The 16,690-nt window shown below is 44.2% G+C and carries 12 protein-coding genes; 10 read left to right on the plus strand and 2 right to left on the minus strand.

Annotation, left to right across the window (positions count from 1 at the left end):
• Window positions 1–285 precede the first annotated feature (285 nt).
• The 5 genes from AAGC78_RS10200 to AAGC78_RS10220 all read left to right on the plus strand — a co-directional run bounded on the left by AAGC78_RS10200 (window position 286) and on the right by AAGC78_RS10220 (window position 7,538).
• Entirely contained in the window at window positions 286–915 is a 630-nt protein-coding gene (locus tag AAGC78_RS10200; RefSeq protein ID WP_435783972.1) for a DUF4230 domain-containing protein, read from the plus strand.
• Window positions 916–924: 9 nt separating this feature from the next.
• On the plus strand, window positions 925–3,738 hold the full coding sequence (locus AAGC78_RS10205; RefSeq protein WP_435783973.1) for a DUF2339 domain-containing protein: 2,814 nt from the start codon (window positions 925–927) through the stop codon (window positions 3,736–3,738).
• Between the two features lie 66 nt (window positions 3,739–3,804).
• A complete protein-coding gene (locus AAGC78_RS10210) occupies window positions 3,805–5,220 on the plus strand; it encodes a DUF3999 family protein (protein WP_435783974.1) in 1,416 nt (471 codons plus the stop codon).
• Entirely contained in the window at window positions 5,217–6,701 is a 1,485-nt protein-coding gene (locus AAGC78_RS10215) for a KAP family P-loop NTPase fold protein (RefSeq protein WP_435783975.1), read from the plus strand. Before AAGC78_RS10210 ends, AAGC78_RS10215 begins: the two co-directional genes overlap by 4 nt.
• Before the next feature lie 84 nt (window positions 6,702–6,785).
• Window positions 6,786–7,538: a ribonuclease H1 domain-containing protein gene (locus AAGC78_RS10220; RefSeq protein WP_435783976.1), complete on the plus strand. Its 753-nt coding sequence runs from the start codon at window positions 6,786–6,788 to the stop codon at window positions 7,536–7,538.
• 63 nt (window positions 7,539–7,601) lie between these two features.
• Here the strand turns inward: AAGC78_RS10220 and AAGC78_RS10225 are convergent, their stop codons facing one another.
• A complete protein-coding gene (locus AAGC78_RS10225) occupies window positions 7,602–9,926 on the minus strand; it encodes a glycoside hydrolase family 3 C-terminal domain-containing protein (protein ID WP_435783977.1) in 2,325 nt (774 codons plus the stop codon).
• 231 nt (window positions 9,927–10,157) lie between these two features.
• Between AAGC78_RS10225 and AAGC78_RS10230 the strand changes: the two genes are divergently transcribed.
• The 3 genes from AAGC78_RS10230 (at window position 10,158) to AAGC78_RS10240 (ending at window position 12,502) form a co-directional block, all read left to right on the plus strand.
• Complete coding sequence (locus tag AAGC78_RS10230; RefSeq protein ID WP_435783978.1) at window positions 10,158–10,613, plus strand: MarR family winged helix-turn-helix transcriptional regulator; 456 nt, start codon at window positions 10,158–10,160, stop codon at window positions 10,611–10,613.
• A 59-nt stretch (window positions 10,614–10,672) separates the two neighbouring features.
• On the plus strand, window positions 10,673–11,563 hold the full coding sequence (locus AAGC78_RS10235) for a hypothetical protein (protein ID WP_435783979.1): 891 nt from the start codon (window positions 10,673–10,675) through the stop codon (window positions 11,561–11,563).
• Window positions 11,564–11,668: 105 nt separating this feature from the next.
• Window positions 11,669–12,502, plus strand: coding sequence for a 3-keto-disaccharide hydrolase (locus AAGC78_RS10240; protein WP_435783980.1), 834 nt, complete (start codon window positions 11,669–11,671; stop codon window positions 12,500–12,502).
• 74 nt (window positions 12,503–12,576) lie between these two features.
• On the opposite strand, the gene metE is transcribed toward AAGC78_RS10240, so the two are convergent.
• Window positions 12,577–14,865, minus strand: coding sequence for a 5-methyltetrahydropteroyltriglutamate--homocysteine S-methyltransferase (gene metE / locus AAGC78_RS10245; protein ID WP_435783981.1), 2,289 nt, complete (start codon window positions 14,863–14,865; stop codon window positions 12,577–12,579).
• Between the two features lie 209 nt (window positions 14,866–15,074).
• Between metE and AAGC78_RS10250 the strand changes: the two genes are divergently transcribed.
• A complete protein-coding gene (locus AAGC78_RS10250) occupies window positions 15,075–15,971 on the plus strand; it encodes a LysR substrate-binding domain-containing protein (protein WP_435783982.1) in 897 nt (298 codons plus the stop codon).
• 7 nt (window positions 15,972–15,978) lie between these two features.
• Window positions 15,979–16,680, plus strand: coding sequence for an epoxyqueuosine reductase QueH (locus AAGC78_RS10255; RefSeq protein ID WP_435783983.1), 702 nt, complete (start codon window positions 15,979–15,981; stop codon window positions 16,678–16,680).
• The last annotated feature ends 10 nt before the right edge of the window (window positions 16,681–16,690 follow it).

Raw genomic sequence — 16,690 nt, forward strand, 5'->3', positions numbered from 1 at the left:
ATCGAAGCGACCATAGCTGCTACCGGGATGGCCTGAGTCCAGCCAGATTGCGTTGGGTAAGTGACGTACAGCGACAAACCAGTTGCTGGAATCTGGCTGATAAACAAGGGGGATAATGCGGGGCTTGTCAGCAGTAAAGTCAGGCATGGAATCTCGTTGGGCAGCGCCTTTACGGGGGCTGTATTCTACCTCATCAAGTATGGCCTGCGGCAAATAGACTTTGATGCCAAGCCCGTTTAAGCTGGCCGACGTTTGTTTTAACCCGATTTGGTTAAGGATTCTCCAATGGATGCTCTCGTTTTTATACTTGCGATGATCCTGGGCGGCGTTGCTACCTGGCAGATATTCAAGTGGTATCACAGCAAAAAATTACAGGGGCCGAAGCATGATACGGCGGTCGAATCGCATATCTTGCTGGAGCGTATCGAGAAGGTGTTCAAGATCGTGTTGGCCGAAGGTTATTTCACCGAAATTTATGATCACAATGAAAAACGGGATTTTTTCGGCTTGTTCAAAACCCATAGCAAAGCCTTGGTAGTTGCCAAAGCAAAAGTATCAGTTGGTCTCGATTTCTCCAAAATGCGCTTTCGTCGCGATCATGCCAGCCGCACATTAATCATCGAACATTTTGCCGATCCGGAAATTATTTCCATCGACACCGACTACAAGTTTTACGATATCAATCAAGGTATTCTCAATAAATTTGATAACGATGATTACACGGCAATTCTTGCCGAAGCTAAAAAGTTAATGCAAGAAAAAGCGCAAGCAAGCGAGTTACCAGGGATCGCACAAAAACAAGTGCAATTTATGATGCAGCAGCTCTGTGCATCAGTAGGATGGCAATTAGAGCACGAGAAAGTATTGGAGCCGCTCAAGACAGTTCAGGTCATTACTGGCGAACATAATAAATAAGGATTTCATATGGTGTTGGTTATTATTTTTACCCTGATTGGTATGGGGTTCGGTGAAGCTGTTTTTTATAATAACGGCTGGATTATCGGCGGTGCGTTGGGTTTTTTGATCACCAAAATTTTCCAGATGACCAACACCATCAAAAAGCTTGAGCGCGATCTGACGGTATTGCAACAAGAAGTAGCGCAGCGACTTAAAAACCATGCACAGGAATCGACAACTGCTCCCGTTAAAGCTGTTGATCCAACAGAGATACAGATTCCTTTAGCTGAGCGTTTAAAAGCGCACGGAATTGAATTACCTCCAGAAACTGCACCAATAGGCCCACAGAAAACACCTGCAGATTTACCGATTAGCGATGCTGAACTTGAATCGCTCGCGGTGGAATCTGCACCACCAGCATTAGCGCAAGCGCAGCAACGTCCGGCTGCTCAATCCAAGCCGCAAATAAGTATTCCTAAAGAGCCCGTACAACCCAGCCCGATAGAAAAGGGCATTGCTTATATCAATCGCTTTTTTACCGAAGGCAATCCCATTGTGCGCATCGGCATGGTGGTGATGTTTTTCGGTTTAAGCTTTTTAGTTAAGTACGCATCAAGTCAGGGTATGTTACCAATCGAGTTGCGTATGGCTGCCGTTGCAGCTGTAGCAATAGCGTTAATCGGTTTGGGTTGGAAAACCCGAAACAAAGAAGGTGGTTATGGTTTGGTGCTGCAAGGCGGTGGTATTGCTGCTTTGTATCTCACGGTATTTGCGGCAGCAAAAATGTATTCGCTTATGCCGACCGGCGCTGCATTTGGTTTGATGTTTGTGATTGTAATGCTCGGCGCGGCCTTGGCGATTCTGCAGAATGCACAAGTGCTGGCGTTAATGGCTACTGCTGGTGGTTTTCTCGCCCCGATCCTCACATCGGATGGATCAGGAAATCACGTTGGTTTATTCAGTTTTTACCTGCTGCTTAATATCGGCATTCTTGCAATTGCCTGGTTTAAAACCTGGCGGTTACTTAACTGGGTCGGTTTTGTTTTTACCTTTGTAATTACATCCACCTGGGGCGTACTTAAATACGAGCCACAATTGTATGCCAGCAGCCAGCCATTTTTGCTCGCCTTTTTTGCGCTCTATTTAACTGTGTCGGTTCTATTTTCACTGAAGCAACCACCTAATCTAAAAGGGTTGGTTGATGGAAGTTTGGTGTTCGGGCTGCCTATCGTCGGATTCGGTTTGCAAACTGCATTGCTGAAGCATACTGAATACGGTTTGGCGATCAGCGCGTTAATTCTTGCGCTCATTTATATTGCACTGGCGCGCGTGCTCTGGGCGAAATATCAACACACACATCGCGTGTTGATTGAATCTTTTATTGCACTTGGCGTTACCTTTGCCACTCTCACAATCCCACTCGCGTTAGATGCGCAATGGACCTCAGCAACATGGGCGCTGGAGGCAACGGGATTAATTTGGGTTGGTCTGCGTCAGCAACGCATGCTACCGAGATTGGCAGGATATTTATTACATATTGGTGCTGCCTTTTCTTTATTGATCAAGGGCGTTGATGCGGGGGCAACACCAATCATAAGTGGTGACTTTATTGGCCTGCTCATGTTGGCGATGACTGCCTTGTGTATTTCTTACCTGTTAACTCGTTATCTCGACAACATCAGTCGCTTTGAAAAACCATTACAGCAATTCACGCTAATCATTGGTTGGTTATGGTGGTTGGCCGCAGCGTATAACGAAATTCAAGGACACATTTCCGGCGAGCAGCATTTCACGTCGTTAATACTGTTTTTTGCATTGTCTATTGTTGCCGTTCTATTACTGAGTTTAAAAACCCAATGGCCGCAATTGGCTCGTTTAGGATTTTGGTTGCTACCACTGACTTCATTAGTGGCGATGCGCAATTTCGGTGAATCACTTTTTATTGGGTACGATGTGTATCCGTCACAGGGCTGGGGTTTGTTAGCGTTACTCGCGTTTGTGTTTGTGCAGTACCGATTTCTCTGGCGTCAGCGTGCCATCAGTTCCTGTAGTTTATTGAGTGTGTTTCACATACTAACGGCCTGGTTCTTATTTAGTCTTGTTTATTGGGAAGCAAGCTATTGGCAGGCTGAACTGGAATGGTATGGCACTAGCGCAGCAGTTTTATGGTTTGCATGTCTGGTAGTTCCATTGGTTGCATTGTTAAATCTGGTCAATAAATCGATTTGGCCGTTCGCGCAATATCAGGCTGATTACAAAAATCTAATCCCCGCACCCTTGATTTTCTTTTTGCTGCTCTGGTTTATTTATGCCTGCCGTTATTCAGGTATTACTGACCAATTCTATCTGCCGATTTTGAATCCGTTGGATCTCGCACAAGCGGCAGTGCTACTGATTTTTGCTTATGTCATTAAACGCGGTTTTATCGGTTCCGATAAAATGCCAGTAGAGTTGCGTTATGGTGTGATAGGTGCGTTGGGTTTTGTGTGGATTAATATCGTGTTGCTGCGTGCTATCCACCATTACACCGGAGTGGCTTACGTTCCTCATATCATGTGGGATTCTGTTGTTGTGCAAATGGTGCTGTCTATTCTTTGGGCGATTTGTGCACTTATTGTGATGAATCTTTCGCGTCGATTACAAAACCGTAGTTTATGGATGTTGGGCGCTGCGCTTCTCGGGTTGGTATTGGTAAAACTATTCACCAAAGACCTTATGGGCACAAGCACGCTCGCGCGTATTGCGTCGTTTATGGCAGTGGGTGGATTGATGCTGTTGATCGGCTATTTATCACCAATTCCGGCCAAAGCGAAACTGGCAGAAGAAGAGGGAGTCCAATAGGCGTCGCTTCTCCAGTCGGCAAGAAATGTCCGCGAGTGTTTAAGAATGTTACGAGGTAAATATTGAATGAAATGCGTAAATAAATATCTTTCTGTTGGTGGCTTGTTATTGGGCTTGGGTGCATGGGCGAATGCTGATGTAATTCCGGTCTATCAAATCAAAGACACAGCAGAAACCTATCTACAAACGACCATCACCCATGATATTTATCGTTATTCATCCAGCATTCAATTAAATGATGTGGTCGTTACTGATAAAGAAGGTAACAAATTACCCTACCGGATTACCCCTCCGAGTACGCAATCAAGTGAGCAATCTCACCAGAAAAGTGTACGTTTCTTCCCGGTTGCGGTTGGCGTACCACCAGAAATCATTTTGGCTTTGAGCAGTGCATCTATTCGCTTGGATGACAACGGAATCTCCGTAAGCGCCGAAAAAACCACCAACACCGAGTTACAAGAGCAAACTGCACCCATCGATTTTTATGTAGTAGACCTCAGCGAATTAAGAGAGCGTGCCGATAAACTGATTGTGAATTGGCAAGTAAATGAAACCAATCAGTATCTGGAAGTGCAGGTGAGTGGCACTAATGATCTCACTAATTGGGCGCCTCTTGCCCAAGGTACATTGGCGCAACTTCAGAAAGATGGCGAACGCCTTACCAGTAATAAACTCACACTTAATATCGCTGAAAAACAATATGCCTATCTTCGTTTGAAATTTACCCGTGGTGGCGAAAAGCTGGAATTGACCGACGTGCATGTCGAAAACACCGATAGAATTCCCAATATTCCGCCAGCGGATATCTGGAATGTAAATGGTGAGCTTGCAGATGAGCAAGACTCAGCGTTGCGCTCAGCCGATCTCAAAAGTACTTCCGTAGCTGCATGGGAATTTACCCGTGAAGATATTTCACCGCTTAATGCAGTAAGTTTGGATCTTGGTACCACCGCTTATGGTGATAGCATAAAAGTGTTTTCACGTTCCAGCGAGAAAAAATCCTGGCAGTTAGTCCATCAAGGTGTTTGGTTTAACGCCCAAGTCGGTAGTGAATGGCAGCATAGCAATCCAATCAGCCTTCAAGCTGCCAGTGAGGCTCATTGGCGCATTGAGTTCAACGAACAAGTTCGTAAAACGTTGAAGCCTTCATTGGTATTTCATCGCCAACCACAACACTTACAATTTATTGCCAATAACGCAGCACCATACAATATCTCGATAGATGACCAAGCCGCTCCTGATAACCAGCAAAATAATCTCCAAATATTTTCTCAGCTGCTGAGTAATAAAGAAGCTAAATGGACACAAGTAAAATACGAAGAACTGAATCCATCAATTAGCTCCTTCGCTCGCCATGCAACCGTGTTCAGCTGGAAAACAATTCTCTTCTGGGTTGTATTACTTGCCGCAGTTGGTGCATTGGTGTTTGTTGCAGTGAGATTGGTTGGGCAGATGAAAAATCATACAGAGTCACCACAATGATTGACGAAAATGAAGACGTAGATATTTGGAAAGGTGATTTGCTTGGCAGAAAAGACGAAGCCATATATCTGCAGCGTTACATTGAAAATGCATTTAGCATGGATAAAGCCCATGAAACATCCCTAGTGTTAAATATTAATTCCGAGTGGGGAAGTGGGAAAACTTGGTTTCTTGAGCGATTTTCAAAAGAGCTAAAGAAGAATCATCCTGTTATATATTTTGATGCATGGGCAAATGACTTCACTAAAGATGCACTGATGTCTTTTGTGTCGACTGTTTGCAATGATATTGAAAGGCAATTTGAGCAAGAACTAAATATTAAGAGTTCGGTCTCGAAATTGAAAGAAACAGCATACAAGTTTATAAAGCCTTCCCTTCCCGTTTTGTTATCAGCTCTTGTTAAGCATTATGTCGGCCTTAACGTTATCCAAGAGGATGAGGCCTCTGCTATTGAGTGCGAATGGAATCCGGAAAGCGTATCGTCAATTCAAGATGTTGCATCATCTTTTACATCAATTGCGGCGTCAGCTGCAATTGAGTCGTTCCATGAAGAAAAAGGAAGTATTGAGAATTTCAGAAAGACATTGGGAGCTTTGATTGAGTATTTAAAAAATGAAAAATCAGCAAGTTATCTACCAATGTGCATCTTTGTTGATGAACTTGATCGCTGTAGGCCAACATATGCGATTGAGCTTTTGGAGTCAATTAAACATCTGTTTAATATTCCCGGGATTTTCTTCGTTATTGCTTCTGATACCAAACAGCTGTCGCATTCAATCAAAGTTGTATATGGGCAAAATTTTAATGCAACCGCCTACTTGAAAAGATTTTTTTATTCTGAATACATGCTAAATGTTCCGGAATATAAAAATATGGCGGAACATCTTTTTCTAGGCTTTAACTATGGTAGTAAATTATTTTTACCAAGCTCTTTTAACTCATCTCTCGACGGCGCGCCAGGATTATTTTCCAAAGTTGCTGAGTTTTTTCAGCTCACAGTAAGAGAGCAAGAGCAGGCTTTTTCTGTCCTAAAAAATTGTGTTTTGGTTACAGATACACCTGAATTGCATGCAACTTTTATTATGTTTTTAGTTTGTCTAAAACTGAAGCATGAGGATTTTTATGGTGCTTTAGTAGCCAATCCTCAAAATAATGTTTATGACAAATATATTCATAAGGGTATAGATGAAGGATATTTCACTGATGTAAAAATGGAGAACTATTTGTATGGTGGTGGGCACGGAAAGCTTGATAAATCTCTTTCTATTTTTGCGGTTTTTAGGCACTACATTTCCATTTTGCGAGTGGATATAGAAGGCATAAGAGTTAACTATAATGGCAGTTATTACCTTTATCAGGAAGAGATCGCAAATAAACTTTTAGAGTCTACCCATGTGATACCACCGGGAGTGCGGACGACTAAACATAATTTGAATTCTTACTTCCTTCTTCTAAATCAGGCTGGTCGAATTATTGTTTAAGTTTTTTAGGGTTCTGACTAAAGGTTATTTCGTACCTCAAACCTCAGCACCAATCTATGATTTATAAATTAAAATGAGTTCCCAATGGCTTCAAAATTTTATGTGGTATGGGCTGGTCGTGAGACCGGGATTTTTACGGATTGGCCTACGTGCAAGAGGCATGTAGATGGTTTTGTGGGTGCGCGTTATAAATCGTTTTTAACTCGCGAAGAAGCTGAAGCAGCGTTTGGCAGCGCCAAGCCGACAGCGGGTACTGGTCGTGCCGCAGCGAGCGGTGCAAAAATTAAAACTTACAATGCCGCTGAAGTAAATGCATTATCTGAACAAGTGAAAATATTCACTGATGGAGGTTGTGAGCCAAACCCAGGTGAGGCTGGTTCCGGGTTGGCGGTATATCAGGATAATAAATTGAGCGAGCTTTGGTACGGTTTGTATAACTCAATGGGAACAAACAATACCGCAGAGCTAAATGCATTGCATCAAGGGTTGCTGCTCGCCAGAGATGAAATCGCGAAAGGGAAAACTGCCGCGGTTTTTTCTGACTCCCAATATTCAATTCAATGCGTTGTGCAATGGGCAGTTGGTTGGGAGACGGCAGGTTGGAAAAAGAAGGGGGGGGAGATTAAAAATCTCGAACTGATTAAAGAGATTTACTCCTTGCATCAAACCTTGAAAGACAAGGTACAGGTGCTGCATGTAAATGGCCACGTTGGTTTGCAGGGCAATGAACTGGCAGACCGTATGTCCATCTTGGCAATTCAATCCCGCGAAACTGACTTTGCTCTTTATCGCGAGCCGCTTGATATAAATGCCATTTTGGCAACTAGATCGGGTTAATTATCTTCAATCTTGTCAGCATCCAGCAAGACTACATCCTGGTAGCCTTGCTGGATAATTAAACTAAAGCGCTATTCTGCTTTCATTCTTTTTCTTAAATGTTTTAGTTAGCTTGATATCAGTAGAAGATGCACCGATTTTTACAGTGTATTTTCCTGCATCTACTAGCCAATTGTTTTGGCTAACGTCAAATGAGGTTAAATCCTTTTCAGCTATAACAAACGTCAGAGTCTGTGATTCTCCCGGTTGCAGCAGTTTGGTTTTCGCGAATGCACGCAATTCGGCCGACGGTTTTTCAAGCTTGCCTTCAGGAGCGCTTACATATAATTGCGCAACCTCCTTGCCTGCTACTTTGCCACTATTTTTGATAGTCACTGTTACAGTTAACTCACCATCAACTGATGGCTTGCTGAGTTTTAAAGCGCTGTATTTGAATTCGGTATATGACAAACCATAACCAAATGAATATGCGGTTTTGACTCCTTTGGTATTGAAGTGACGGTAACCAACCCAGATGCTGTCTTTGTATTCCACACTTGCCGCTTTATCGCCGAGCATTGGATTATAGGTGCCAGGGTCAGCAGCTTCGAGCACAACGCCGGGGAAGTTTTCGGCTGCTGGATAATCATTCAGCTTAAGCGGGAAGGTTGCAGTAATTTTTCCTGAAGGATTTACTTTGCCTGATAACACATCTGCCACTGCATGACCGGCCTCTTGACCCGGTTGCCATGCCAGTAAAATACCATCGACCTTATCTCTCCAGCTTGCTGTTTCGATCACACCACCAATATTCAAAACCACCACCACTTTTTTCTTTTGTTGATGGAAAGCCTTGGTGACATTTTCAATTAATTGTTGTTCAGCTTTACTCAGATAAAAATCATCGTCTTGCTTGCGATCTACAAATTCGCCCGAGTTTCTACCGATAGTAATGAGTGCGCTGTCTGTATTTGTTGCTGCCGCATTAATAACGTCCAGCGAAAGCGTGTTCTCAGGAATAGGAGGTGGCAGCATAAACGGCATTGCTGGTGGTTGAGACTTGCGTTGTGCTGTTAAATAGTTTTCGTAATTGGACTGCAGTTTTTTATCAATAACAAAGCCTGCATCGGTCAAGCCGGTTAGTAATGAAACGGAGTAGGCTTCGTTAACATCGCCACTGCCTGTGCCGCCAGTAACCATGTTGTAAGCGCTGTTACCGAACAATGCGACGCTTGATTTAGCGATAAGAGGCAAGGATGCTTTCTGGTTTCGTAATAACACCATTCCTTCAGCAGCTGCAGTACGAGCGACTTTCGCGTGCGCGACCAAATCGGGTTTATCGCTATTGTTATATTTTTTAAAGGTAGGGGTTTGAACCACTATATTTAAAATCGCCGCGACATTTCGATCCAGAATTTTTTCATCGAGTGCGCCATTTTTCACTGCATCCATGAGTGTTTGTAATTGTATTTGTGTACCTGGCATCAACAAGTCATTACCGGATTGCATTTGTGCAACGGCATTTTTACCGCCAAACCAATCCGTCATTACCAAGCCATTAAAGCCCCATTGGGTGCGCAATATATCAGTTAACAATCGGTGGCTTTCTGATGTGTAAGTGCCATTAATTTTGTTGTAGGACGACATAACAGTCCATGGGGCACTTTCTTTAACCGTAATTTCGAAACCCTTTAAATAAATTTCACGCAGTGCACGTTCGTCAACTTTTACGTCAATAACGTTGCGATTCCATTCGTGATTATTTGCAGCGAAATGTTTTATCGATGTACCTACACCTTGCGATTGAATTCCGCGTGTCATTGCTGCGGCCATTTTGCCCGACACCAACGGGTCTTCCGAGTAATATTCAAAGTTACGACCGCCCAAGGCATAGCGTTGGATATTCAATGCCGGTGCTAGCAATACATCCACGCCGTATTCTTTTACTTCATTGCCCATGGCAGCACCGACGCTGGAAACCAGTTCGGTATCCCAGGATGATGCAAGCAGGGTTGCTATCGGAAATGCTGTTGCGTAGTAGGTTTTTTTATCGCCTTCGCGCATCGGTTGGATTCTTAAACCAGCGGGGCCATCGGCAAGAACAATGGAGGGAATACCTAAGCGTGGTACAGCGTGAGTTGTGCCTGCGGCGCCGGCAACGCCATCAGACACAATTCCTACAACAGGACCTTGCATGCTGGGCGGCAAACCTGGGAAATCCATACCCGACCCGGTAACTATAAGCACTTTCTCTTGTAACGTGAGTGCACTAATAACGTCATTTAACGGACTTTTTCCGAGTTGAGGTGCGTTGTTGGCGATAGCGTTAGGTGTGGTCAGGCTTGCGGTAATACAGATTGTTGTAGCCAGGCGCGTTGTATTTGCCTTTACCCGAGTCAGGTAATTCATAGGCGTTCTCCAATTATTAATTATTGCGAAACGAGAGTTGAGTTATGACTGCAGTAAAATTTTTTGTTTTTACGTTTTTCTACGCATTAGTTTTTGATAATGCGATTTTCAATTGCCTGCTTTTAATCACGGACAATGACTGCTAGTGTGGCAGTCAATAAATATGTTGACAACATGTTGTCATATTCTGTTTTGCTATTATTGCGACGAGTAACCGCGAGAGAAGGCGATATGAAACACACACCGCAAGGCGAGACTTTTACCCGATTGGTTATAGAAGCCTTTAAAATCAATGAATTGCTAACAATTGATGGCGATGCCATTTGTAAGCTCCAAGGTGTTACCAACGCCCGCTGGAAAATACTTGGCTGTATAGCTGATGACAAAAGTCAGCTCACGGTGCCGCAGATCGCACGCAAACTTGGGCAGTCGCGTCAGGCGGTGCAGCGCTTGGCAAATTTGATGGAAGCCGAAGAGTTATTGATCTTTACTGAAAACCCGCAACATAAGCGCGCGAATTTCTTGGAGCTGACTCAAAAGGGGCTCACGGTATTTAGTAATTTAATGGAAGTGCAAACGCCGTTGGTGAATCGTCAAGCATCGCAGATTCCACTGGAGGATTTGGAGAACGCCCTACGCATTATGCAAAAAATATCAGCAGTGATTGAAAGTGAGCATGAGCGTTAACTATAGTTAGCAAATCATCGGCCTGTACTCTCTGAGTACAACTAACTCTTATACTAATAATGAATCTAAACGATATCCTGCAAAACCCGAGTCACAATCTCGCCCTTGTTATAGGCAACGGCATCAATCGCTATAACAGTGATGGTAATATCAATTCATGGGATGCAATGCTGTTGGATTTATGGATCAAACACACGGATGATGATCCCAAAGATATCCCGCTCGGAATATCGCTTACTGAATTTTATGATGCGCTTGATTTAAGCAGTAAATCCAAAACCAAAAATCTGCAAAAAGAATTCTGCGATTTTTTGGTGGGTTGGAATGCGAAGTCTCATCATCAAGCCATAGTCCAATGGGCAAGGCGCCATAACGCTCCATTATTAACAACCAATTTCGATGAAACCTTATCTGATTGTGCGGGTTTAAAGTTGCATCATAGTGATGCAGTTCGGTTTACCGACTTTTATCCTTGGGCGAGTTATTTTGCAGAAGGTGAAATAGAGCATCCCGAGAAAGAGTTTGCGATTTGGCATATCAATGGAATCAAACGTTACTCACGTAGTATTCGATTAGGCTTGAGCCATTACATGGGTTCGGTTGAGCGGGCGAGGGCACTCATTCATAAGGGCGGCGCTCAGCGATTATTTTCTGATAAGAAGCACAGCGAATGGAATGGTTGCAATACTTGGTTACATATCATTTTTAATAAGGATTTGTTGTTTGTTGGGCTCGGCCTGGATACCTCAGAAATTTTCCTGCGTTGGCTATTGATCGAACGAGCCAAGTATTTCAAAGCCTTTCCCGAGCGAGCGCGAAAAGCCTTTTACGTTCATGCTGGACGAGAGCTGTCATTAGGACAAACAATCTTTTTAAAGAGTGTCGGTTGCGAGATCATTAAGGAGCCTAGCTATGAGGCTCTTTATGGTGATAGCTGGTCTGGTGTTTGAGTCGCTTTTGAGCAAACGTACAGGTATGTTTTTGTAAAGGCTCTGCCATTTATCGGATAATTCAGTTAAATTCACGGAAAATACTAATAACCAGGATGATTCAACATGAATTCACGTTTCCTTCCCAACGCTCTATTTACCGCCCTGGCATTTACTGCTGCTTGCCAACCTCTATTTGCTGCCAATAATCCTGACAAAGAAGAGTGGGTCGATTTGTTTAATGGCAAAGACCTGAGTAACTGGACGGTTAAAATTCGCGGTTATCCGCTGGGTGAAAATGCTTTTAATACGTTCCGAGTGGAAAATGGCATTTTGGAAGCGCGCTACGACCAATATCCCCAGTTTGACGCTCGCTTTGGCCATATTTTTTCCAATGCTGGCGCTTTTTCTCACTACAAAATTCAAGTGGAGTATCGCTTTGTGGGCGATCAAGTGAAAGGTGGTCCGGCCTGGGCCTTTCGCAACAATGGCATCATGTATCACACGCAAGATCCCAAAACCATGACTGTGGAGCAGGACTTTCCAGGAAGCATGGAGTACCAATTGTTAGGTGGTAATGGAAAAGATCCGCGTACCACCGGCAACCTTTGCACGCCTGGGACTCACGTGGTATTTAATGGCAAATTTACTGAAGATCACATTATTAACTCGACCAGCGATACTTACCACGGCGATCAGTGGGTGACTGCAGAGTTGGTAGTGCATGGCAGTGAAAAAGCCGAGCACTTTATTAATGGTAAAAAAGTGCTGGAGTATACGGGCTTGCAATGGGATGACCGTACACCCAACGGCAAAGGTTTTATTGCATTACAGGCGGAGAGCCATCCAACCGATTTTCGTAAAGTCCGGCTATTAAACCTGGAAGGTTGTATGGATAAAAAAGCGAAGAATTACAAAACCTATTTTGTAAAAGACAATCCTCAAGTTTGTAAATATTAATTCAGCCTATTCACAACGCAAAACCGCTACCAATCCACATTGATGATATTGGTAGCGGCTTTTTATTGAATCAATTAAGCCGCTTTGCGTAGTTTTTTCGCTGCCGATACCATGTTAGTGAGTGCAGGGATCACTTCATTCCATTGACGTGTTTTCAAACCGCAATCCGGATTTACCCATAAGCGTTCAGCTGGAATACGCTCAGCTGCTTTCAGCATCAACTGCACCATGTGCTCTTCTGTTGGAATATTGGGTGAATGGATATCGTAAACCCCCGGGCCAATTTCGTTTGGATAATTAAAGTTATCAAACGCATCGAGTAATTCCATATCGGAACGCGAGGTTTCGATAGTAATAACGTCTGCATCCATATCTGCAATAGATTTGATAATGTCGTTGAATTCGGAATAACACATGTGCGTGTGAATTTGTGTTTCATCTTGCACGCCGTTTGCGGTGATACGGAAAGATTCGACCGCCCAATCCAGATATTCTTGCCACTGTGCTTTACGCAGCGGCAATCCTTCTCGCAACGCCGCCTCGTCGATCTGAATGACTTTTACACCGGCTTTTTCCAAATCCAATACTTCTGCACGAATCGCTAACGCCAGTTGGTAACAAGATACTGAACGCGGTTGATCGTCGCGCACGAATGACCAATTCAAAATAGTCACAGGCCCAGTCAACATACCTTTCATTGGTTTGTCGGTAAGAGATTGCGCGTACTGCGTCCATTCAACTGTCATCGCTTTCGGGCGACTGATATCACCGAATAAAATGGGCGGCTTCACGCAGCGTGAACCGTAAGATTGTACCCAACCAAATTGACTGAACGCATAACCATCGAGTTGTTCGCCGAAATATTCCACCATGTCATTGCGTTCGGCTTCGCCGTGCACCAATACATCCAGCTCCAATTCGGTTTGCTCTTTTACGCTACGCGCAATTTCTGCACGCATTGCATCTTTGTAAGCGGCTTCGTTAATCTCGCCCGCTTTAAATTGGCTGCGCGCTTGACGAATTTCTGCCGTTTGCGGGAAAGAGCCAATGGTAGTCGTAGGGTAAGTTGGCAGTTTCAATAATGCCGCTTGTTTTGCAGCACGAATTGCATAAGCACTTTTGCGCTGACCTAGCTGTGTGGTCAATTGTGCAATCGCTGCCTTAACGGTTGGATTGTTAACGCGTGGAGAATTACGGCGCGCTTCGATTGCCGCTTTATTTTCTGCCAATTCGGTTTTAACTGCATCGCGACCTTGTTTCAGGGCAATCGATAATATTTTCAGTTCATCGAGTTTTTGCAATGCATAAGCCAACCAGGATTTGATATCGGCGTCGAGCTTTTGCTCACTCGCCAAATCAACCGGTACGTGCAGCAAGGAACAAGATGGCGCAACCCACAAACGATCGCCCAAGTTTGTAGCTATAGGTTCCAGCCAATCCAGCAATGAATTTAAATCGGTTTTCCAAATATTACGGCCATTGATGACCCCAAGAGAAACGACACTGTTTGCCGATAATTTTGTAATCAAGGATTCCACTTCGTTGCGTGCATTGATTGCATCTAAATGAACACCTTGTACTGGCAAGCTTGCCACCAATTCAAGATTCTCTTGCAGCTGACCAAAATAAGTGGCGAGTAATAATTTAATGTTTGCGGTATGTAATGTGGCGTAAGCAGTTTTGAAAGCGTCTTTCCAATTGTGCTCTAACTCTGTAACCAGAATCGGCTCATCAATCTGCACCCACTCAACATTTTGAGCCGCCAGAGTGTTTAGCAATTCAACATAAACGGGCAATAAACCAGCGAGCAGCGCTAATTTATCTGAATCGTCTTTTGCTTTACCGATTGCCAAATACGTAATAGGGCCAAGGATAACCGGCTTGGCCTTTACGCCTTGCGCCTTTGCTTCTGCCAGTTGCTCAAGCAAGCGGCTTGGGTCTAATTTGAATTCTGTGCCGGCGGTAAATTCTGGGACTATGTAGTGGTAGTTGGTATCGAACCATTTGGTCATTTCACCGGCGGCAACACCGCCACAGCAATGTGCGTGCTCTTCGTTTTGCGCAGAGCGGCCGCGTGCAACACGGAAATAGTTGTCGAGTGTATCGCCATGAAAGCCTTGAACACGTTCAGGCAAGTTGCCTAGAGTAAAACTGGTGTCCAGCACTTGGTCATAGAAAGAGAAATCACCTACGGGCACCAAATCCAAATCCGCTTGATTGGCCCAGTGACGCTTGCGCAATTCGGCGCCCAATGCTTTCAATTCATCACGTGATGACTGGCCTTTCCAGTAGGATTCTTGTGCAAATTTCAATTCGCGCTTGGCGCCAATACGGGGAAACCCGAGGTTATGAATCTTTGCCATGACAATGCCTCTCTGCGGTTTATTCAAACGATGGGCAAATGCTAGGCTGATTTATTTATGATTAAAAATGGTATTTTTTCAGTAATCGATTATTTATTTTCATGTGTTTGGTTGTGTATATGCGATTTGCAATTTACGTTTATTATGAGTAAAAATGATATTAGTTGACTTTATGTTTAGTTTTATTCATGTAAATACTGGATTTTCCTATGCTCGAACGAATCCATCTTGCTGTGGTGCGCGAAGTTGACCGTCAGGGGTCGCTTACCGCTGCGGCCGAAAAATTGTTCCTCACCCAATCGGCGCTGAGCCATACAGTGAAAAAACTGGAGCAAAATCTGGGTACAGATATTTGGGTTCGTGAAGGGCGCAGCTTAAAGCTCACGCAGGCCGGGCAGTATTTGCTCGCGGTGGCGAATCGTGTGTTGCCGCAACTGGATCACGCCGAAGAGCGCATTCGCCAATACGCTGAAGGCGAGCGCGGTGCATTGCGAATCGGGATGGAATGTCATCCGTGTTATCAATGGTTATTGAAATTAGTATCGCCTTTTTTATCGGCATGGCCGGATGTTGAAGTCGATGTAAAACAGAAATTCCAGTTCGGTGGTTTGGGTGCGCTGTTCGGTTATGAAATTGATTTGCTGGTGACGCCGGATCCGTTATACAAACCAGGACTGCATTACGAACCCGTGTTTGATTATGAACAAGTACTGGTCGTAAACCGCGCTCATCAGCTCGCAAGTAAAAAATATATTGAACCCACGGATTTGAGCAGTGAGGTATTGATTACCTATCCGGTAACGCTTGAGCGGTTGGATATTTACAACCAATTTTTATCGCCCGCCGGTGTTAGCCCAACGCGGCATAAACCGATTGAAACCACTGACATTATGATGCAGATGGTTGCCAGCGGACGCGGTGTAACTGCGCTACCACGTTGGCTGGTAGAGGAATATGCGAGTAAGTTGGATGTGATACCCGTGCGATTAGGTGAGCAAGGTATACACAAAAATATTTACCTCGGCATTCGTGAGGCTGATATGAATATTGATTACCTGCGTGCGTTTGTTGAACTGGCTCGTCAATTCCGTGCATCTACAGAGTGATTCCACTGTGACTGACAATAATGAATTTGAACGCAAACCGATTCCATTGCCCGATGGACACAGCAAAGTATTGTTACACTCTTGCTGCGCTCCCTGCAGCGGCGAAGTGATGGAAGCAATGCTCGCTTCCGGTATCGACTACACGATATTTTTCTACAATCCCAACATTCATCCGCGCAAGGAATATGAATTGCGCAAGGATGAAAATATTCGTTTTGCAGAAAAGTTTGGTGTGCCTTTTATCGATGCAGATTATGACCGTGATAACTGGTTTGAGCGCGCCCGCGGAATGGAGGATGAACCTGAACGTGGTATTCGCTGCACCATGTGTTTTGATGTGCGTTTTGAACGTACAGCACTTTATGCCCACGAACACGGCTTTCCGGTAATCACCAGTTCACTGGGAATTTCACGCTGGAAAAATATGCAGCAAATTAATGATTGTGGTCAGCGTGCAGCAGAAAAATACCCGGATCTGAAATATTGGGATTTTAACTGGCGAAAAGGTGGCGGTTCCGCGCGGATGATTGAAATCAGCAAGCGCGAAAATTTTTATCAACAAGAGTATTGCGGTTGTGTTTACTCGCTGCGCGATACGAATAAACATCGAGTTGCCAGTGGGCGAGATCGTATCAAATTAGGTGTGCTTTATTACGGTGCCGAAGATGCATCCAATATTATTGCTGTTGATTCCGACAGTAATGGTTAAGCCACTGAAA

Origin of the sequence: Cellvibrio sp., from assembly GCF_039207905.1 — a bacterium.
GTDB lineage: Bacteria > Pseudomonadota > Gammaproteobacteria > Pseudomonadales > Cellvibrionaceae > Cellvibrio.